Raw genomic sequence first — 18,144 nt, 5'->3', positions numbered from 1 at the left:
ACTGTAAATCCGCTGCGTAAGCTTCGTAGGTTCGAGTCCTACTTCCCCCACCAAATCTTTTTTCTGTCCTGTAGGCGGCCTGAGGCCTTGAAGGGCAAGGTCGGAAATTCCGGCCTGCACGGGACCCGCTGGGGCCCCCCGTCGCCCCCCGGCCCTGACCCGTTTGCGGCATCGAGCCGAACCGGGTCGTCCACCGGACCCGCCGGTGCAGCGCGGGTCCGAGGCGCGCTCCTGCTCCCTCGGCACCCCCATGACCGGGATGGTTTCGCCACCCCTGGACCCTGCGGCCAAGGGCGTCCCTGCCCCTGGACCCGGACGGGGGGCTTTCGCGCCCCTCGACCCACGATCAGCGGTCCCCCGCGAAGACATCGCGAGTCCGGTTCGCGCGGTTCGGTTTCAGGCCATGAGGCCGGCCGCGGGCAAGGCTACACCGTGATCGCCTCCTCGATGCAGTCGCCGAGCGGATCGTAGCGGCCTGCATGAGCGGCCTTGGACGCCGCGAGCCCGCGGTCCTTCGTGATGCGCCGGAGATCGAACGAATGCCCGGCGTTCCGCACGAGCTGTTCGAGGTAGAGGGCCTGCGTCCGTCCGTTGCCCTCCCGAAACGGGTGGACGTAGTTGACGTCTCCGATGATCTCGGCGGCGCGTTCAGAAAAAGCGTCCGGCGTCAGGTTCTCGAGATCGTTGCCGGCGACGAGGCGGCGGTGGACATCCGCCATGCCGGTTTCGATGAAGCGGCGGAACTGGAACTGATTCCCGCCCTTCGCGATCTCGACGGTGCGCAGCGCGCCGGCCCAGTCGTAGACATCCTGAAACAAGTGGCGATGGACTGCGCGTAGATGCCGAAGGTCGAAGTTGCCCTCCGGCACGCCTTCGGACTGCCGCTGCACGGCCGAGCGGCGCTCGAACCGGTCGAGCGCAGACGCGTCCTTCAGGCCGGGCTTATTCTTGAGGACAAGATAGTCCGGTGGGTAGCAATAGACGGTGTCGCTCATTCCGCCGCAGGAACGAGGGAAGCGGCGCAGGCGCGTTCGAGAATATAGGCGCGTCTCTTGTCGTGAGGCCAGCTCTCGCGCTCGAACATTTCAAACATGGCGATGTCCTCTGCATCGAGCGGGTTGTCCTCGATGCTCTGGAGATGCTGAGCGACAAGCCGCCGCTGGCGGGACGCTTCGCCGGGATTGCTGTCCGTTATCTTGGTCTGTCGTTCCATTGTTCTAGTCTATCGCAATTCGCAGGACATTGCCAGACTTTGCCGCCTCCACTCAAAGGCGGACCGCGCGACGCCGTCAGCGGCATGGGGCGCCGCGCGGTCGCGATGCCGACCTTCGACGGGTGCATCGCGATCGGCCCCTCGATGGGCGTCCGTGCCATCGGTGCGCGGGCGCACCGAGGTCGAGCATCCAAGCCCTGGGCAGCGGCCGCCGCGGAAATCGGATGGACTGAAAAGCAAGTTCGGCTGTGTTGTTCATGTGCTACAGCCTGCGGCCACGCCGTGATGTCAGGAGAATATTCAGGGCTTCGGCCGGCGCGACGGGCGCCGGCTCGAATTGGCCCCAACCTCTCAGGGGGCATCGCCGAGACGCTCGACACCGCAGGGCTTAAGGCAGGCGGTGGGCAGCCCGGCGCGGTTCTTCGGTTCAGCGGGCACGTCGCGATCACATGACCAGGGCAGAGAAGCCGGTGCCGATCTCGACGATACCAGAGGGCGGCTTCGAATCACGTGGGGATGGCGGGGCCTTCGACGCGCGACAGGTCATTCTCGCCCTCGTCGTCTCGGTCTTCATCAGCGCCGCGGGGACGCTGGCTGGTGTCAGCCAGTACGCCGGCTCTCGCGAGGCCCTGATCGGCGATGCGCAGACGCGGGCCTCGCGCTTCGAGACGGTCTATCGCGAGGCATCCGAGGCGCGCCTGCAGGCGCTGCGCCTCGGTGCGGAAATCATCGCACGGGACACGCTCATCATGGCCGCGCTCATGCAGCGCGACCGCCCGGAACTCGCCCGGCGTTCGGTGCCGCTCTTCGAGCAGGTGCTGAGGCCCCGCTTCGGCGTCACCGTCCTCGGCTTCCAGGTGACCGCCGACGTCAACTTCTTCCGGGCGCATCGTCCCGACCTGTTCGGAGACAGCCTGGCGGATCGGGCGATGGTCGCCGCCGTCATGAAATCGCGCGTCCCCGTGGTCGGCCTGGAAATCGGCCGCATCGGCCCGGAACTGCGCGTGATCGCGCCGGTCGTGTCCGGCGAGACCTTCGTCGGCAACGTGGAACTCGGCAGCTCGCCCTGGGATGCGTTGCAGATTGCCGCGCAGGCGACCGGCCTCGACTTCGGCTTCGCACTCGATCGGCGTGTGGCCGAGACCCTCGACCGTACGCGCGGGACGGGCGACCTGACGAAGGGTGAGGTCCTCTACATCCGCTTCTCCCGACCCGAGGCGCGCGACATGCTCGCGCTTGCACCGTTCAACCCGGCCGAGACCGCCGCTCAGGCGTCGCGGGGCGAGGGCCGCGAGGTCTTCGTGCAGACGATCCCGATCGTCGACGTGAGCCGGCAGCCGGTCATCCACATCACCGTGGCGGAGGAGCTCACCGATGCGCTCGCTCAGGCCCGCAACCGGATCGTCCTGTCCACCGCATCGGCGACGGGGGTCGTGCTGGCAATCGTGCTGATCGGGCTGTTCCAGTTCCGCGCCTTGCGGGCACGCTTGGAACGCAGCTTCTCCGGGCGTCTCCAGGACGTGCGCAGCAAGGCACGGGCCTACGACCAGATCCGCCAATCGCTGAACGACCTCGATGCGTGGAAGCTCGGTCTTCTGTCCGAACTGGTCCTGCTGATACGCGATCCGCTCATCGCCGTTCAGGGCGCCATCGATACGGCGATGCGTGGCGATCCCGAGGTCGCCGGACCGTCCCTCGCCTTCGCCGCCAGAGAGGTCCACCGCCTGAACACCGCCGTGGAAGACCAGTCGACGATGCTCCTGATGCGCGAGCGCCTCAAGCGCGCCGAACCGGAACCCGTCGACGTGACGGCTCTGACGTCGGCGATCGCCGCCGAAGCCGGCGGGGCCCCTGCGATCCAGGTCAGCGCGTCGGCCGGCCTGCCGCCGGCGCTCTGCGACGCATCGCTCCTGCGCGCGGCGCTCCGAACCGTCGTCCTCGTGCTGCAGCGGCGCTCGGATGCGACAGCCCTCGTCATCACGATCAGAACGGAGGACGGCGTGATCGTCGGCCGTGTCGCGGGGTCCGGTGCCTGGAACGGCACCGTGCCGAACCTCGACGAACTGGTGGCGTTCGGCATGGCGACGGACGAGGAAACCGGCAGCCCGCTGATCCTGGCTCGGCTCACCTTCGAGCATTTCAACGGCTCCCTGTCCCTCCTCGACGGCGAGCCGGACCGGGTCGGCTTCCACTTCAGTCTGAAGGCCGCCTGATGCGTGCGCGCCTCGTCCCGCGCCCGCCGCTGGCCCTGATCCTGTCCTTCCTGGCGGTCTCGGGGCTGCTCCTGCTCGAAGATCTGTTCGCGCGCCCTTTCACCTTCCTCACCGGCATCAGCTTCGAGGCCGTTCGGCGCGCCGAGATGGCGCTCCTGCTCGGCATCGCCGCCCTCCTGACCGCGCGCTTCGTCCGACGCGACCTGATCCACGGCCTGCTCGAGCGCCGGGCCGGCAAGGCCCTGCCCCATCTCATCGGCGACGTGGCGAGCCTGTTCGTCTTCGTCGTCGGCGCCGCGATCATCATGACGGGCGTGTACGGCTGGGACATCGGCGCCGTCGTCGCAGCGGGCGGCTTGAGCCTCGCGATCATCGGGCTGGCACTCAAGGACGTCATCCTCGCCGTCTTCAACGGCGCCGCCCTGAACGTCGAGAACGCCTTCATGGTCGGCGACCGCGTCAGGATCGGCGAGGTCGACGGGACCGTGGTGCAGTCGACCTGGCGCAGCACCACGATCCTGACCAAGGCGCGCCGCCTCGTCACGATCCCGAACATCGCCCTCGGCACGGCCTCGATCACGAATTTCGACCGGCCGGACAAGAGCGAGCAGCGCGTCATCGAGATCTGCCTCGATTACGACGTCACGGCCGACAGCGCGGAGCGCATCCTGCTCGCCGGCGTGCTCGGAGCCGCTGGGATCACCCTCGTCGATGCGCCGCGGGTCCACGCGATCCGGCTCGATCGGGACGGCGTGATCTACGCGATCCGCTACGTGATCGCCAACCACGACCTGGGGCTGTCCTCCGATCACGCGGTGATCAAGAGCATCCTGGCGCATCTGCGCGATGCCGGGATCGGCGTTTCCTATCCCAAGCAGGAGGTCGTGAACGCCGAGCGCCGAATCCGCGTCGCGGACCGCACCGTCGACCGGCGCGTACTCGTGCAGCAATGCGGGCTGTTCCGCGGTCTGCCGCCGGAGGTCCAGGCCCGGATCGCCGACGCGCTGATCGAGCAGAAGGTTCAGGCGGGCGCCTCGATCATCGCGGCGGGCACGGTGCGCTCATCGCTCTTCATCGTCGGCGAGGGCTTGATCAAGCGGCTTCGCGCGCGGCCCGACCGGCCCGGCTTCGTCGAGGAGCGCTACGTCGCAACCCAGGTTTTCGGGCGACGCGCTTTTCTGTCCGGCCTGCCGCATCCTGCCCGGATCGGTGCGGTCACGCAGAGTCTCGTCTTCGAACTGTCCCGCACGGCATTTGCCGGCATCCTCGCGGCGCATCCCGAGATCAGGGTCCCGCTGGCAACGAACCTCGCCCGCTCGCCGACGCTCGACCTCACGCATGCCACGGAGGTCAGTGCGCTCGAGGCTCGCGCCGAACGCCCCGCGGCCTTCTATCTCGGTCTGCTCGAATCGATCGCATCGACGGATGCGAACGCGCGCTGACGCGACGGACAGCGTCGCGTCCGGCACGCGCTTTCGGGCGGATCTGCGCAGCATGCCGCCTCATGGCCGATCCCCGGACGGCCCTGGTTTCACGGGCAGCCGGGCCCGTGCGGCTCGTGCGCCGGCAGCGTCAGCCCGAAATGCGCGACGAGGTCCTCGACCTGGGCCGGGCTGAGGTGGCGCGGGTTGAGGTTGCGCAGCAGCAGGTAGAGCTTGGCGGTCTCCTCCAGTTCCTCGGTGGCGAACACCGCCGCCTCCAGGCTCTCGCCGGCGACGACCGGGCCGTGATTGGCGAGCAGCACCGCGCTGTAGCGGCCGGCCAGGCCCCGGATCGCGTCGGCGACAGCCGGGTCGCCGGGCCGGTAGTAGGGCACCAGCGCCGTGCCGCCGGTGCGCATCAGGTAATACGCCGTCAGCGGCGGCAGCACCGCCCGCGGATCGATCTCCGGCAGCATCGAGACGGCGACCGCATGGGTCGAATGCAGGTGGACGATGGCGCGGGCCTGCCGGCGGCTCTCGTAGAGCGCGGCGTGGAGCGGGATCTCCTTGGTCGGCTTGTCGCCCGAGATCACCGCGCCCGCGGCGTCGAGGCGCGCGATCCGCGCCGGGTCGAGGAAACCGAGCGAGGCGTTGGTCGGCGTCACCAGCCAGCCGCCGTCGTCCAGGCGGAGCGAGATGTTGCCCGACGAGCCCGGCGTCAGCCCGCGCTCGAACAGCGAGCGCCCGTAGCGGCAGATGTCCTCGCGCAGCTTCGATTCCGTCATGCGGTCGCGCCTTCCACCAGTTCGAAGCCGAGGTCGATCGTCTCGGCCGGGCCGCCTGCAGTGAGGCGCTCGGCGGCGACCGCGCCGATCTCCAGGCGCGGCGTGCGGATCGTCGCGAGCGGCTGCGGCATCGCGGCGGTGATGTCGAGCCCGTTGCAGCCGAACAGCGCCAGCCGGCCGGGGATCGACCACCCGCGGGCCAGACAACAGAAGAAGCCGCCGAGCGCCATGTCGTCGTTGGAGAAGTACACTGCGTCGAGGTCGCGCGTGCGGTCGAGCAGCCGGTCCAGACCGGCGCGGCCGGCCGTGGCCGACGAGGGCTCCGGCACGATCTCGCGGTCGATCAGGCCGTGCCCCGAAGCGTTCAGGCCCGCCTCGAACCCGGAAAGGCGCTTCCCGGCCCTGAGATCGCGAAAGATGTCGTGGCCGACGTAGCCGAGTCGGCGGTAGCCCCGCGCCAGCAGGTGGCGGGCGCTCGCCTCGCCCACCGCCCGGTTCGAGAACCCGACGACGATGTCGAGCCCCGGCCCGTCGGTGTCGATCATCTCGACGATGCGGATGCCGGCCGCCCGCAGCCGCGCGACGGTGCCCGGATTGTGCTCCAGCCCGGTCACCACCAGCCCGGCGGGACGCCACGACAGCAGGGCGCCGACCAGCGCCTCCTCCCGGTCCGGGTCGTAGTCGCTCACCCCGATCACGCTCTGGAAGCTGGTGCGGTCGAGCGCCCCGGTCAGGCCGCGCAGCAGGTCGGGGAAGACGATGTTGGCAAGCGACGGGATCACGATGCCCACGAGCTGCGACCCGGCCGAGGCGGCGTTGCCGGCGAGCGACCCGGCAAGCCGGTTCGGCACGTAGCCGAGGCGCGCCACGGCCTCGGCGACGCTCTCGGCCGTGCGGGCCGAGAACGAGCCGTGGTTGCGCAGCACCCGCGAGACGGTGCTCTCGCCGACGCCGGCCTCCCGCGCGACGTCGGCCAGCGTCACGAGGCGCCGCTGGATGTTCATGGGCGCCCTTCGGACGGGTGATCCGGGACCGACATAGCCCGTGTCTCTGTCACCCACAACCGGATTGGCAGCGGTGCCAAAACGCGTTAGGCAGCTTTCAAGCACCGCTGGACGGTGCAGAAACAAGCAGAGGACGCCGGCGCGCGAAGAACGCCGGCGACGGAGGACGCCCATGAACGTGCAAGCCGCTGCGCTTCCCGGAAGCGCCGTGCCGACGACGGACTTCGTCGAGCAGACCTACGCGAAGGTGTTCTGGCGCCTCGTGCCGTTCCTGATGCTTTGTTACGTCGTGGCCTACCTCGACCGGGTCAACGTCGGCTTCGCCAAGCTTCAGATGGCGCAGGACCTCGGCTTCAGCGAGACGGTCTACGGCTTCGGCGCGGGCGTGTTCTTCATCGGCTACTTCCTGTTCGAGGTGCCCTCGAACGTGATCCTGCACAAGGTCGGCGCACGGATCTGGATCGCGCGGATCATGATCACCTGGGGGATCATCTCGGGCGCATTCCTGTTCGTGAACTCGGCCACCACCTTCTACCTCATGCGCTTCCTGCTGGGGCTCGCCGAGGCCGGCTTCTATCCGGGCGTGATCCTCTACACGACGGCGTGGTTCCCGGCCCATCGCCGGGCCAAGGTGATCGCGGTGTTCATGGCCGCGATCCCGGTGTCGGGCATCTTCGGCAACCCGCTGTCCGGCTGGATCATGGACGCCTTCAACGGCGCGCACGGGCTCGCCGGCTGGCAGTGGATGTTCGTGATCGAGGCGGTGCCCGCCGTGCTCGTGGGCATCGCGGTGTTCTTCTACCTCGACAACCGGGCCTCCGAGGCCAAGTGGCTGACCGAGCCCGAGAAGGCGGTGATCGAGCGCGACATCGCGGCCGACAACCTCGGCAAGGAATCGAGCCCGCACACGATCGCGACCGTGTTCCGCAACGGCCGGGTGTGGTTCATGAGCGTCATCTACTTCTGCTTCGTCACCGGCCAGTACGGCCTGACCTTCTGGATGCCGACCCTGGTGAAATCCACCGGCGTCACCGGCAACCTCAACATCGGCCTCATCAGCGCGATCCCGTTCCTGTTCGCGGTGTTCGTGATGATCCTGCTCGGCCGCAGCGCCGACCGGATGCGCGAGCGCCGCTGGCACCTGATCGTCCCGGCGCTCTGCGGCGCGGCCGGCTTCGTCGTGGCCGCGACCGCCGGCAGCACGGTGATCGCGATCATGGCCCTGTCGATCGCCGCCGGCGGGGTGCTCACCTGCGCGCCGCTGTTCTGGTCGCTGCCCACCGCCTTCCTCTCGGGGGCGGGCGCCGCCGCCGGCATCGCGCTGATCAACTCGGTGGGGAATCTGGCGGGCTTTGCCAGCCCCTACGTGATCGGCGCGCTCAAGGACTACAGCGGCAACACCGCGACCGGCATGTACGCGCTGGCCTGCATGCTGGTGCTCGGCGCGGTCGCGACCTTCGTGACGCCCAAGGGCCTCGTGAACCGCTGACGCCTTCGATGCTCGCCGGGCTGCCGCCCGGCGGGACCCGCAAGCCCGCATCCGCCTCGGCGCCAGACCGGACACGACCGATGACAGCATCCACGGAACGCGGCCGCGCCGCGGTGATCGGCCTCGGCTCGATGGGCTTGGGCATGGCAGCCTCGCTGCTGCGCGCCGGCTTCACGGTCGCGGCCTGCGACGTGAACCCGGACGCGGTGGCGCGCTTCTCCGAGCTCGGTGGCCGCGGCGTGGCGACGCCCGCCGAGGCCGCGGCGGGCGCGGACGTGGTGATCTGCGTCGTCGTCAACGCCGCGCAGACGGAAGCCGTGCTGTTCGGCCCGGACGGCGCGGCCGAGGCGATGCCTTCGGGCGCGGTGTTCGTGTCCTCGGCCACCATGGACCCGGCGATCGCCCGGCGGCTCGCGGCAAGGCTGGAGGCCACCGGCCGGCACTACCTCGACGCACCGATGAGCGGCGGCGCCGCGCGCGCCGCCGAGGGCGCGCTGACCTTCCTCGCCTCCGGCTCGGCGGCGGCCTTCGAGACGGCCCGGCCGGCGCTGGATGCCATGGCCGGCACGCTCTACGAGCTCGGCGACGCCGCCGGAGCGGGCGCGGCGTTCAAGATGATCAACCAGTTGCTCGCGGGCGTGCACATCGCCGCCGCGTCCGAAGCGATGGGCTTTGCGGCCAAGCAGGGCCTCGACCTGCGCCGGGTCTACGAGGTCATCACCAAGTCGGCCGGCAATTCGTGGATGTTCGAGAACCGGATGCCGCACGTGCTCGACGGCGACTACGACCCGAAGAGCGCGGTCGACATCTTCGTGAAGGACCTCGGCATCGTCCAGGACATGGCGCGCGCCGGGACATACCCGGTGCCGGTGGCGGCGGCCGCCCTGCAGATGTTCCTGATGGCCTCGGGCTCCGGCATGGGCCGCGACGACGACGCCTCCGTCGCGCGCGTCTACGCGCAGGTCTCGGGCACGACGCTGCCGGCGGCGAAGAGCTCAAGGGGAGCCTGACGGACATGCCGCGCTTTGCCGCCAACCTCACCCTGATGTTCACGGAGCTCGCGTTCCTCGACCGCTTCGCCGCGGCCGCGGACCAGGGCTTCACCGCCGTCGAGTTCCTGTTCCCCTACGAGCACCCGCCCGAGACCATCGCCGAGCGCCTGCGGCGCCACGGCCTGACCCAGGCGCTGTTCAACCTGCCGCCGGGCGATTTCGCCGCGGGCGAGCGCGGCCTGGCCGCCCTGCCGGAACGGTTCGACGAGTTGAAGGCCGGCGTCGCGACGGGCCTGCGTTACGCCGAGGCCACCGGCGCCGCCCGCCTCCACCTGATGGCGGGGCTCGCCGACGCGAACGATCCGGCAGCGATCGACGCCTATCGCCGGGCGGTGGCGTGGACCGCCGAGGCCCTCGGGCGGGCGGGCCTCGACCTCGTGCTGGAACCGATCAACGGCCGCAACATGGCGGGCTACTTCCTGAACGACTTCGGCCGGGCGGCGGCCCTGATCCACGACCTCGGCCTGCCGAACCTGAAGTTGCAGTTCGATCTCTACCATTGCCAGATCCTGCACGGCGACGTGACCATGCGGCTGCGCGCGCTGATGGGAATCGTCGGCCATGTCCAGACCGCGTCGGTACCCGCGCGCCACGAGCCCGGCACCGGCGAGCTGGACGACGCCTTCCTGTTCGCCGAGCTCGACCGGCTCGGCTACGACGGCTACGTGGGCTGCGAGTACAACCCGGCCGCGGGCACGGCGGAGGGGCTCGGCTGGTTCGCGCCCTACCGCGCGGCGCAAGGGGCGGGGCAAGGGGCGGCCGTCCGATGAGCCTCGCCCTGGGCTGCATCGCCGACGACTATACCGGCGCCTCCGACCTCGCCAACACACTGAGCAAGGCGGGGCTGCGCACCGTCCAGACGATCGGCGTGCCGGCCGACGACCTCGCCCTGCCCGAGGTCGATGCGGTGGTCGTCGCCCTCAAGAGCCGCTCGATCCCCGCGGACGAGGCGGTGGCGCGCGCGCGGGCGGCCGACGGCTGGCTGCGCGGGCGCGGCGCCGGCCACGTGCTGTTCAAGGTCTGCTCGACGTTCGATTCCACCGACGCGGGCAACATCGGCCCGGTCCTCGACGCGCTGCGCGCGGATGCGGGCGAGAGAATCGCGCTGGTCACGCCCGCCTTCCCCGAGACCGGGCGCAGCGTCTGCCACGGCCATCTCTTCGTCGGCGCGACGCTGCTCGCCGAGAGCCCGCTGAAGGACCATCCCCTCAACCCCATGCACGATTCGAGCCTCGTGCGGGTGCTCGCCCGCCAGAGCGCGGGCCCGGTCGGGCTGGTCGGCATCGCGACGGTGGCGCAGGGGGCGGAAGCCGTGGCGGCGCGCCTCGACGCACTGGCGGCCGAGGGCCACGGCGCGGCCATCGCCGACGCGATCTTCGATGCCGACCTCGAGATCCTGGGCCGCGCCGCGCTCGCGCGCCGCGTCTCCTGCGGCGCCTCCGGCCTCGGCCTCGGCCTCGCGCGGGCGCTGGTCGCGCAGGGGCGCGGCAGGCCGGAGGCCGGCGCCGTCGCGGGCGATGCGGTCGGCGGCCATGCGGCGTGCCTTGCCGGAAGCTGCTCGCAGGCGACGCTCGGTCAGATCGAGGCGGCGGCCGCGCACATGCCGGTGCTGCGCCTCGACACGGAGGCGTTGCTCGCGGGACCCGCGGAGGTCGAGGCGGCGATCGGCTGGGCCACTGAGCGCCTGGAGGCAGGCCCGGTGCTGATCGCCGGCAGCGCGCCCCCCGAGGCGGTGCGCGCGCTCCAGGCGAAGCACGGCGGCGCGCGCGTCGGCCACGCCGTCGAGGCGGCGCTGGCGACGCTGGCGGCTGCGCTCGTCGCGCGCGGCGTCCGCCGCCTCGTCGTCGCCGGCGGCGAGACCTCCGGCGCCGTCGTCGACCGGCTCGGGCTGAGGGCGTTCCTGGTCGGGCCGGAGATCGCGGCCGGCGTGCCGGTGCTGCGCACGGCCGGCGGCGAGCCGATGCTGCTCGCCCTGAAATCCGGCAATTTCGGCGGGCCGGACCTCTTCCCGCGCGCCCTCGACCTGATGCGGTGATCGACCCTCGACCGGTCGCACGCGATGCGGCGGCCCGGAGCGCCAAGGAGTTTCCCATGCACGTCCTGATCCTCGGCGCCGCCGGCATGATCGGCCGGCGCCTGACGAAGGCGCTGGCCGAGGCGGGCCGCGTCGGCGGTCACCCGCTCGACGCGCTCACCCTGCTCGACGTGGTCCGGCCCGACGCGCCGGCGGGGTTCGCCGGCACCGTCCGGGCCGAGGCCGCAGACCTCGCCGCGCCGGGCGCGGCGGAGGCCGCCGTCGCGGGGCGGCCGGACGTCGTCTTCCACCTCGCCGCGGTCGTCTCCGGCGAGGCCGAGGCGGACCTCGAACTCGGCTACCGGGTCAACCTCGACGGCACACGCCTGCTGCTCGATGCGATCCGCACGGCGCACGCCGCCGACGGCTACCGGCCGAAGGTGATCTTCACCTCCTCGCTGGCGGTGTTCGGCCCGCCGTTGCCGCCGGTGATCGGCGACGACTGGATCGTGACGCCGGCCTCCTCCTACGGCACGCAGAAGGCCATGGGCGAATTGCTGCTCGCCGACTATTCCCGCCGCGGCTTCCTCGACGGCGTCGGTCTGCGCCTGCCGACGATCTGCGTGCGCCCGGGCAAGCCGAACCGGGCCGCGTCGGGCTTCTTCTCCGGCATCATCCGCGAGCCGCTCGCCGGCCGGCCGGCGGTGCTGCCGGTGCCCGACACCGTGCGGCACTGGTTCGCCAGCCCCGGCGCGGCCACCGGCTTCCTGCTCCACGCCGCCGGCCTCGACCTTTCGCGGCTGGGCCTGCGCCGCTCGCTGACGCTGCCGGGCGTGTCCGCGACGGTGGCGGACGAGATCGAGGCCCTGCGCAGGGTTGCCGGCGAACGGGCGGTGGCGCTGATCCGGCGCGAGCCGGACGAGGCGGTCGCGCGCATCATCGCGACGTGGCCCGAAGCCTTCGCCACCGAGCGCGCCCTGGCGCTGGGGTTCACGGCCGACGCCTCGTTCGACGCGATCGTCGCCCAGCACGTGGCGGAGTTCCACGCCGGCGGGTGAGCCCATGTGGCATATCGCCGAGCTTCGCCGAATCGCGAGGCCGGAACGTTAGGTCGGGGTGAACCCGAAGAAGCCCGGCGCCGTGTTCAAGCCCATCGAAGACTACGCCTGCATCGGCGACACCCATTCGACCGCGCTGATCGCCCGCGACGGCTCGGTCGACTGGCTGTGCTGGCCGCGTCACGACTCGCCGGCCCTGTTCCTGGCGCTGCTGGACGACGCGAAGGGCGGGTCCTGCCGGATCGAATGCGACGGCCTCGAATCGGTGTCGCGCCGCTATCTGCCCGACACCAACGTGCTGGAGACGACCTTCACCACCGCGACGGGCCGCGCCCGGCTGATCGACGTGATGCCGCTGAACCCGCCGGACCCGGAGCCCGAGGAAGGGCCGGACGGCGAGGGCGAGAGCCGGCTGATCCGCCTGCTCACCTGCGACGCGGGCCGTGTCTCGGGCCGCTTCACCGTGTGCCCGACCTTCGATTACGCCCGCTGCGACGCCGTGCCGATCGCCGACGGCCGCTCGGTGCTGTTCGAGGCGGGCCGGCAGCGCCTGCGGGTGATCGCGACGGAGCCGCCGCGGATCGCCGGGGCGACCGCCGAGAGCCGGTTTTCGATCGGCGCGGACGAGACCGCCTACCTCGTCCTCACCCACGGCGAGGACGGCGACGCGGCTGCGCTCGACGACCTGGCGGGGGCGCAGCGGCGGGCCGAGGCGACGATCGCCTATTGGCGCCGCTGGAGCGCGCGCTGCACCTATGACGGGCCCTACCGGGAGGCGGTGCTGCGCTCGGCGCTGTGCCTCAAGCTGCTGACCTACGCGCCGACCGGCGCGATCGTGGCCGCCGCCACCGCCGGCCTGCCGGAGGCGGTGCCGGGCAACCGCAACTACGATTACCGCTTCACCTGGATGCGGGACGCGACCTTCACCGTCACCGCCTTCGTGATGCTCGGCTACGTCCGCGAGGCCGCCGAGTTCCTGCGCTTCCTGCGCGAGGCCGACGGCAGCTACGGCCGCGACACCCACCTGCTCTACGGCATCGTGGACGCGATGCCGCCGGAGGAGGAGCTGGGCCACCTCTCGGGCTGGCGCAACGTCGGCCCGCCTCTGATCGGCAACGCCGCGGCGGCCCAGGACCAGCACGACATCTACGGCGAGTTGGTCCGCGCGCTCTGCGTCTTCCTGGAAGCGGTCGATTACGATCCGCCCGAGAAGGTCAACGATCGCCTGCCCGAGGTGCTCGACAACCTGACGGCCAACGCGATCGCCCGCCGGGATGCGGCCGACGACGGCATCTGGGAGCTGCGCACCGGCCCGCGCCAGCAGCTCCACACCAAGGCGATGCTCTGGGTCGCGCTGAGCGATGCCGCCCGCATCGGCCGCAAGATCAAGGGCGTGCCGGTCGAGAAGATCGAGATGTGGGAGCGGATCGCCGCCGAGATCCGCGCCGAGTACCTTGATAGAGCCTGGAGCGCGAAGAAGCAGGCGTTCACCGGCGCCTACGGCTCGCACCACCTCGACGCGGCGGTGATGCGCGCCGTGCTGTTCGGCGCGATCGACGCCGACGACCCGCGCATGCGCGCGACGCTCGCCGCGATCGAGCGCGACCTCGGCGTCGGCGACCTGATCTACCGCTACCGCATGGACGACGGCCTGGAGGGCGACGAGGCCACCTTCACCGCCTGCGCGTTCTGGCGCGTGGGCTGCCTCGCCCTCGACGGCCGGACGGGGGAGGCCAAGGCCGCCTTCGAGCGCCTCGTGGCGCGGGGCAACGACGTCGGCCTGTTCGCGGAGATGATCGACGCGGCGACCGGCGAGCAGCGCGGCAACACCCCGCAAGGGTTCTCGCACATGGCGCTGATCAACGCGGCCTTGCGGTTGCAGGACACGATCGGTCGGTTCGGGCTGCCGGAGGGCGTGACCGCGGCGGCGGAGTAGGATCGTTTCGGGCCGTGTCCGGATCGTCGGACGTGCATCCCCTCGCCCCGCCTGCGGGGCAAGGGGGCGCGCGCCCTCTTCGATCATGCCGGGACATCGGCGAACCCGGTCGCTTCGATCACCGCCCGCTCGACCCGAACCCCCCGCCGCCTCGCGCCGAGCCCGGACCTCCTTCGTCCGACACCACCAGCCGCGGCCGCGCGACCCGCGTGAACACGAGTTGCGCGATGCGCTCGCCCGGCGCGATCCGGATCGGGTCGCCCGCCGGGTTGCGGTTCCAGGCCGAGACCAGCAGCGGGCCCTCGTAGTCGGCGTCGATCACCCCGGTGCCGTTGCCGAGCACCAGCCCCGCCCGGTGTCCGAGGCCGGAGCGCGGGAACACGAGGCCGCACCAGCCGGGATCGCGGATCAGCACCGCGAAGCCTGCGGGGATCAGTGCCGGCGCGGCCTGCGGCATCAGGTCGAGGGGCGCGTCGAGGCAGGCGTGGAGGTCGAGGCCGGCCGACAGCGCCGAGCCCCACCGCGGAAACCCCCAGCCGGTAAGCCGCGGGTCGAGGAGGCGGATGCCGACCTCGGGCAGGTCGGCGCTCATGCGGCGCATACCCGTTCCGCGATCGGCACGATCGTGGGCGGCAGCGCGCGGGCGTTCTCAAGCACGCGCGGGTCCGAGCTCGTGCGGGACAGGAGACTGCGACGCGGACGGGGCTCGGTCATGGCGGCGCTTCCACACGACGGGCCCTGCCTCGTCCGCGAGGCCGGATGCGGATACCGTCCCCTGGGCGGCGGTTCAAGGAGGCTTACGATGGCGCGGTGGATCGCGGGGCTCGACGGCTGCCGCGGCGCCTGGGCCGGCACCCTGCTCGACCTCGATGATCCCGCGCGGCACCGCTCGGCCCTGTTCGCCCGCGTCGCGGATTGCCTCGACGCCCCGGAGGCGCCGCTCGGCGTCGGCATCGACGTGCCGATCGGCCTGCCGGACCGGGTGCAGGGCGGCGGACGCGCCGCCGACCGGGCCGCCCGCGCGTTCCTCGGCCGCACGGGCCGGTCGAGCGTGTTCCCGGTGCCGCCGCGGGCCGCGATCTACGCAGCGGATTACGCGGCGGCCAAGGCCCTGTCGCGGGCGGGCAGCAACCCGCCCTTCGCCCCCTCGATCCAGTGCTTCAACATCTTCCCCTACATCCGCGAGGTCGACCACCTGCTGCGCGCGCGGCCCGACCTGGTGGGGCGCGTGCACGAGGTCCATCCCGAGATCGCCTTTCGCCGCCTCAACGGCGACCAACCCCTGGGCGCGGGCAAGAAGGGACCGCAGAGGCAGGCGGGGCTGGCCCTGCGCCGGGCGCTGCTGGCCGCCGCCGGCCTGCCGGAGGCGCTGGTCCTGTCGGACAGGCCGCGCGGGGTCGGCGCCGACGACCACCTCGACGCGATGGCCGCCCTCGTCGTCGCCCGCGACCATCTGCTCGGCACCGCGACGCCGCTGCCCGACCCGCCGGAGCGGGACGCGCACGGGCTGCCGGTGGTGATCTGGATGCCGGCCCGGATCGGATGAGGGCTTCGCGAAATCCTGCTATCGAGGTTTCATGCGAGGTTTTCATGCGAGGTTTCATGGATACCGACACGACGATCCCGATCCGCCACGCCGCCCGGGCGCTGGTGTTCGACCCGGCCGACCGGCTGCTGCTGATCGAGTACGAATCGGTCCACGCCACCGGGCCGGACGGCAGGCCGCTGCGGTTCTGGTTCATGCCCGGCGGCGGGCTGGAGCCGGGCGAGAGCCATGTCGAGGCCTGCCGGCGCGAGTTGTCCGAGGAGATCGGCGTCGCCGATTGCGTGATCGGGCCGCAGGTCGCCGCCTGCGACGGCCCGTTCCACCTGTTCCGGCAGCCGCGCGAGGCGCGCGAACGCTACTTCCTCGTGCGCCTGCCGGACGACCGGATCGACACCGGCCGGCTGCTGGAGACCGAGGACAACCCGCTGCACGGCACCCGCTGGTGGCCGCTTGCCGAACTCGCCGCGACCGACGCGCGCATCGAGCCGGCCGGGCTCGCCGCGCTGGCACGACGCCTCGTCGCGGGCGACGTTCCGGCCGAGCCGGTGGCGCTCCGCTGGCAGGCCGCATGACGCCGGAATGCGGCCATCCCGGCCGCACGACGCGATTTCGCAGGAGGCTCCATGTTCCCCCCCGCCCTGACCGACGGCTACCGCGCGTTCCTCTCCGACCGCTTCCCCAACGAGCGGCGGCGCTTCGCCCAGCTCGCCAAGACGCAGGCCCCCGATACGCTGGTGATCGGCTGCTGCGACAGCCGCGTCGCGCCGGAGGCGATCTTCGACGTCGGCCCCGGCGAGCTGTTCGTGATCCGCAACGTCGCCAACATCGTGCCGGTCTACGAGACCGGGGGCGACTATCACGGCACTTCCGCGGCGATCGAGTTCGCGGTGCAGTCGCTGGAGGTGAGCCACATCGTCGTGCTCGGCCACGCGGGCTGCGGCGGCATCAGGGCCTACGCCGACAAGGCCAAGCCGCTCTCGGCCGGAGACTTCATCGGCAAGTGGGTCTCGCTCGTCGCGCCGGCGGTGGAGAAGGCCGGCGACTCCACCGCCGAGGACTACACGACGCGCCTGGAGCACGCGATGGTGAGCCAGAGCATGGAGAACCTGCTGACCTTCCCGTTCATCCGCGACCGGGTCGATGCGGGCACCCTCGCGATCCACGGCGCGCATTTCGGCGTGGCGACGGGCGCGCTGCTGATCCGCAACCCCGAGACCGGCGACTTCGCGCCGATCGTCGACCGCGCGGGACAGGCGCTGCGTCCCTCGGCCCTGGTCACCTGCGACTGAAGCCGCCGCCGCGCCACCGTCGGCGCAGCGAAATCCGTGTGCGCGTCGCCCCCGCCCGAGTTCCCCGGCGCCGCGATCCGCATTAGCCTCGGGGCGATACCGGGGAACGGAAGCGAGGCCACGGCGATGAAGACCCTGCTGGTTCCGATCGCGCTGCACGACGCGCTGCCCTCCGTGCTGGAGACCACCCGCCTCGTGGCGCAGCGGTTCGGCAGCCTGATCGAGGGCGTGTCGCTGCGGCCGGCGCTCGCCGAGTACGTGCCCGTCGACATGGTCGGCGGCATGACGTGGCTGCGCGACGAGGAGGCCGACCGGGCCGAGGCCGCGGAGGCCGGCGGGCGCTTCGTCGCCTTCATGGACGCGGCCGGCATCCCGCGCCACGCCCGCGACGGGTTGTGCGTGCCGGAGAACGTCGCCGGCGCCGGTGCCCGCTACCGCTGGCGCCAGGACGTGCCGGCGGGCGACGCCTTCCTCGGGCAGTACGCGCGCCTGTTCTCGGCGACCGTCGTGGCGCGCCCCGGCGCCGAGGACGGCGCCCCGCGCATGACCACCCTGGAGACCGCCCTGTTCGAGGGCGGCCGGCCGGTGCTGGTGGCGCCACCCACCCCGCCGACGCGGTTCGGCGAGGCGGTGCTGATCGCCTGGAACGGCTCGACCGAGACGGCGCGCGCCGTCGCCTTCGCGATGCCGCTGCTGCGGGCGGCGGCCCGCGTCCTCGTGCTCAGCGTCGAGGGCGGCACGGTGCCGGGGCCGAGCGCCGAGGATCTCGCCCGCTCGCTCGCCTGCGAGGGCGTCGCCGCCGACTTCCGGGCGCTGCCGGCCGGGCGCCGCACGCCGGGCGAGACCTTCCTCGCCGAGGCGAAGGCATTCGGCTCCGACCTGCTGATCAAGGGCGCCTACACCCAGAGCCGCCTGCGCCAGATGATCTTCGGCGGCCCGACCAGCCACCTCCTGGCGCATGCCGACCTGCCGATGCTGATGGCGCACTGACGACAGCCGCGCTGCGCGAAGATGGCGCGACGCATGTTTCCCTCTCCTCTCTGCGGGAGAAGGTGGCCTGCGGAGCGGGTCGGGTGAGGGGAGCGACGGGTCCGGATACGGGGCTCCCCTCTCCCGACCCTCGC

17 protein-coding genes are annotated in these 18,144 nt (G+C 71.6%); 12 read left to right on the top strand and 5 right to left on the bottom strand.

Annotated elements, in window-relative coordinates:
- Positions 1 to 425: 425 nt before the first annotated feature.
- Both ACFE86_RS14350 and ACFE86_RS14345 read right to left on the bottom strand, forming a co-directional pair.
- Positions 426 to 995, bottom strand: coding sequence for a Fic/DOC family protein (locus ACFE86_RS14350; protein WP_375456005.1), 570 nt, complete (start codon positions 993 to 995; stop codon positions 426 to 428).
- Positions 992 to 1,213 carry a hypothetical protein gene (locus ACFE86_RS14345; protein WP_375456004.1) on the bottom strand — a complete coding sequence of 74 codons (222 nt, stop codon included), beginning with the start codon at positions 1,211 to 1,213 and terminating at the stop codon, positions 992 to 994. Before ACFE86_RS14345 ends, ACFE86_RS14350 begins: the two co-directional genes overlap by 4 nt.
- A 449-nt stretch (positions 1,214 to 1,662) precedes the next feature.
- Here ACFE86_RS14345 and ACFE86_RS14340 point away from each other — a divergent pair, with 449 nt between their 5' ends.
- Complete coding sequence (locus ACFE86_RS14340) at positions 1,663 to 3,426, top strand: cache domain-containing protein (RefSeq protein ID WP_375456003.1); 1,764 nt, start codon at positions 1,663 to 1,665, stop codon at positions 3,424 to 3,426.
- Positions 3,426 to 4,868: a mechanosensitive ion channel family protein gene (locus tag ACFE86_RS14335; protein WP_375456002.1), complete on the top strand. Its 1,443-nt coding sequence runs from the start codon at positions 3,426 to 3,428 to the stop codon at positions 4,866 to 4,868. Before ACFE86_RS14340 ends, ACFE86_RS14335 begins: the two co-directional genes overlap by 1 nt.
- 89 nt (positions 4,869 to 4,957) lie before the next feature.
- On the opposite strand, the gene ACFE86_RS14330 is transcribed toward ACFE86_RS14335, so the two are convergent.
- Both ACFE86_RS14330 and ACFE86_RS14325 read right to left on the bottom strand, forming a co-directional pair.
- Positions 4,958 to 5,632, bottom strand: a complete 675-nt coding sequence (locus tag ACFE86_RS14330; RefSeq protein WP_375456001.1) for an aldolase — start codon at positions 5,630 to 5,632, stop codon at positions 4,958 to 4,960.
- The gene (locus ACFE86_RS14325) at positions 5,629 to 6,636 is read right to left on the bottom strand and encodes a LacI family DNA-binding transcriptional regulator (protein ID WP_375456000.1); all 1,008 of its coding nucleotides are present in this window, start codon (positions 6,634 to 6,636) and stop codon (positions 5,629 to 5,631) included. The genes ACFE86_RS14330 and ACFE86_RS14325 overlap by 4 nt, the downstream gene beginning before the upstream one ends.
- 172 nt (positions 6,637 to 6,808) lie before the next feature.
- Between ACFE86_RS14325 and ACFE86_RS14320 the strand changes: the two genes are divergently transcribed.
- The 6 genes from ACFE86_RS14320 (at position 6,809) to ACFE86_RS14295 (ending at position 14,185) form a co-directional block, all read left to right on the top strand.
- Positions 6,809 to 8,125 (top strand): MFS transporter, encoded by a 1,317-nt coding sequence (locus ACFE86_RS14320; RefSeq protein ID WP_375455999.1) that lies wholly within the window; start codon positions 6,809 to 6,811, stop codon positions 8,123 to 8,125.
- Between the two features lie 80 nt (positions 8,126 to 8,205).
- Entirely contained in the window at positions 8,206 to 9,135 is a 930-nt protein-coding gene (ltnD, locus tag ACFE86_RS14315; RefSeq protein ID WP_375455998.1) for an L-threonate dehydrogenase, read from the top strand.
- 5 nt (positions 9,136 to 9,140) lie between these two features.
- Complete coding sequence (gene otnI, locus ACFE86_RS14310; RefSeq protein ID WP_375455997.1) at positions 9,141 to 9,947, top strand: 2-oxo-tetronate isomerase; 807 nt, start codon at positions 9,141 to 9,143, stop codon at positions 9,945 to 9,947.
- Entirely contained in the window at positions 9,944 to 11,212 is a 1,269-nt protein-coding gene (gene otnK / locus ACFE86_RS14305; protein WP_375455996.1) for a 3-oxo-tetronate kinase, read from the top strand. The genes otnI and otnK overlap by 4 nt, the downstream gene beginning before the upstream one ends.
- A gap of 56 nt (positions 11,213 to 11,268) precedes the next feature.
- A complete protein-coding gene (gene denD, locus ACFE86_RS14300; RefSeq protein WP_375455995.1) occupies positions 11,269 to 12,249 on the top strand; it encodes a D-erythronate dehydrogenase in 981 nt (326 codons plus the stop codon).
- 82 nt (positions 12,250 to 12,331) lie between these two features.
- On the top strand, positions 12,332 to 14,185 hold the full coding sequence (locus ACFE86_RS14295; RefSeq protein ID WP_375455994.1) for a glycoside hydrolase family 15 protein: 1,854 nt from the start codon (positions 12,332 to 12,334) through the stop codon (positions 14,183 to 14,185).
- Between the two features lie 118 nt (positions 14,186 to 14,303).
- Here ACFE86_RS14295 and dut read toward each other — a convergent pair whose 3' ends face one another.
- Positions 14,304 to 14,777 carry a dUTP diphosphatase gene (dut, locus tag ACFE86_RS14290; protein ID WP_375456006.1) on the bottom strand — a complete coding sequence of 158 codons (474 nt, stop codon included), beginning with the start codon at positions 14,775 to 14,777 and terminating at the stop codon, positions 14,304 to 14,306.
- Between the two features lie 210 nt (positions 14,778 to 14,987).
- Between dut and ACFE86_RS14285 the strand changes: the two genes are divergently transcribed.
- The 4 genes from ACFE86_RS14285 (at position 14,988) to ACFE86_RS14270 (ending at position 18,010) form a co-directional block, all read left to right on the top strand.
- Entirely contained in the window at positions 14,988 to 15,731 is a 744-nt protein-coding gene (locus ACFE86_RS14285; protein ID WP_375455993.1) for a DUF429 domain-containing protein, read from the top strand.
- Positions 15,732 to 15,787: 56 nt separating this feature from the next.
- Positions 15,788 to 16,303, top strand: a complete 516-nt coding sequence (locus ACFE86_RS14280; protein WP_375455992.1) for an NUDIX hydrolase — start codon at positions 15,788 to 15,790, stop codon at positions 16,301 to 16,303.
- 51 nt (positions 16,304 to 16,354) lie between these two features.
- Positions 16,355 to 17,020, top strand: coding sequence for a carbonic anhydrase (locus ACFE86_RS14275; protein WP_375455991.1), 666 nt, complete (start codon positions 16,355 to 16,357; stop codon positions 17,018 to 17,020).
- A 126-nt stretch (positions 17,021 to 17,146) separates the two neighbouring features.
- On the top strand, positions 17,147 to 18,010 hold the full coding sequence (locus ACFE86_RS14270) for a universal stress protein (protein WP_375455990.1): 864 nt from the start codon (positions 17,147 to 17,149) through the stop codon (positions 18,008 to 18,010).
- The last annotated feature ends 134 nt before the right edge of the window (positions 18,011 to 18,144 follow it).

The organism is uncultured Methylobacterium sp. (assembly GCF_964244095.1).
Lineage (GTDB): Bacteria > Pseudomonadota > Alphaproteobacteria > Rhizobiales > Beijerinckiaceae > Methylobacterium.
This window is presented reverse-complemented; position numbering and strand designations above follow the sequence as displayed.

Bases quoted from the DNA above. Each gene is read 5' to 3' on its own strand.
- ACFE86_RS14350 (WP_375456005.1), bottom strand. From the start codon at position 995: ATGAGCGACACCGTCTATTGCTACCCACCGGACTATCTTGTCCTCAAG.
- ACFE86_RS14345 (WP_375456004.1), bottom strand. From the start codon at position 1,213: ATGGAACGACAGACCAAGATAACGGACAGCAATCCCGGCGAAGCGTCC.
- ACFE86_RS14340 (WP_375456003.1), top strand. From the start codon at position 1,663: ATGACCAGGGCAGAGAAGCCGGTGCCGATCTCGACGATACCAGAGGGC.
- ACFE86_RS14335 (WP_375456002.1), top strand. From the start codon at position 3,426: ATGCGTGCGCGCCTCGTCCCGCGCCCGCCGCTGGCCCTGATCCTGTCC.
- ACFE86_RS14330 (WP_375456001.1), bottom strand. From the start codon at position 5,632: ATGACGGAATCGAAGCTGCGCGAGGACATCTGCCGCTACGGGCGCTCG.
- ACFE86_RS14325 (WP_375456000.1), bottom strand. From the start codon at position 6,636: ATGAACATCCAGCGGCGCCTCGTGACGCTGGCCGACGTCGCGCGGGAG.
- ACFE86_RS14320 (WP_375455999.1), top strand. From the start codon at position 6,809: ATGAACGTGCAAGCCGCTGCGCTTCCCGGAAGCGCCGTGCCGACGACG.
- ltnD (WP_375455998.1), top strand. From the start codon at position 8,206: ATGACAGCATCCACGGAACGCGGCCGCGCCGCGGTGATCGGCCTCGGC.
- otnI (WP_375455997.1), top strand. From the start codon at position 9,141: ATGCCGCGCTTTGCCGCCAACCTCACCCTGATGTTCACGGAGCTCGCG.
- otnK (WP_375455996.1), top strand. From the start codon at position 9,944: ATGAGCCTCGCCCTGGGCTGCATCGCCGACGACTATACCGGCGCCTCC.
- denD (WP_375455995.1), top strand. From the start codon at position 11,269: ATGCACGTCCTGATCCTCGGCGCCGCCGGCATGATCGGCCGGCGCCTG.
- dut (WP_375456006.1), bottom strand. From the start codon at position 14,777: ATGAGCGCCGACCTGCCCGAGGTCGGCATCCGCCTCCTCGACCCGCGG.
- ACFE86_RS14285 (WP_375455993.1), top strand. From the start codon at position 14,988: ATGGCGCGGTGGATCGCGGGGCTCGACGGCTGCCGCGGCGCCTGGGCC.
- ACFE86_RS14280 (WP_375455992.1), top strand. From the start codon at position 15,788: ATGGATACCGACACGACGATCCCGATCCGCCACGCCGCCCGGGCGCTG.
- ACFE86_RS14275 (WP_375455991.1), top strand. From the start codon at position 16,355: ATGTTCCCCCCCGCCCTGACCGACGGCTACCGCGCGTTCCTCTCCGAC.
- ACFE86_RS14270 (WP_375455990.1), top strand. From the start codon at position 17,147: ATGAAGACCCTGCTGGTTCCGATCGCGCTGCACGACGCGCTGCCCTCC.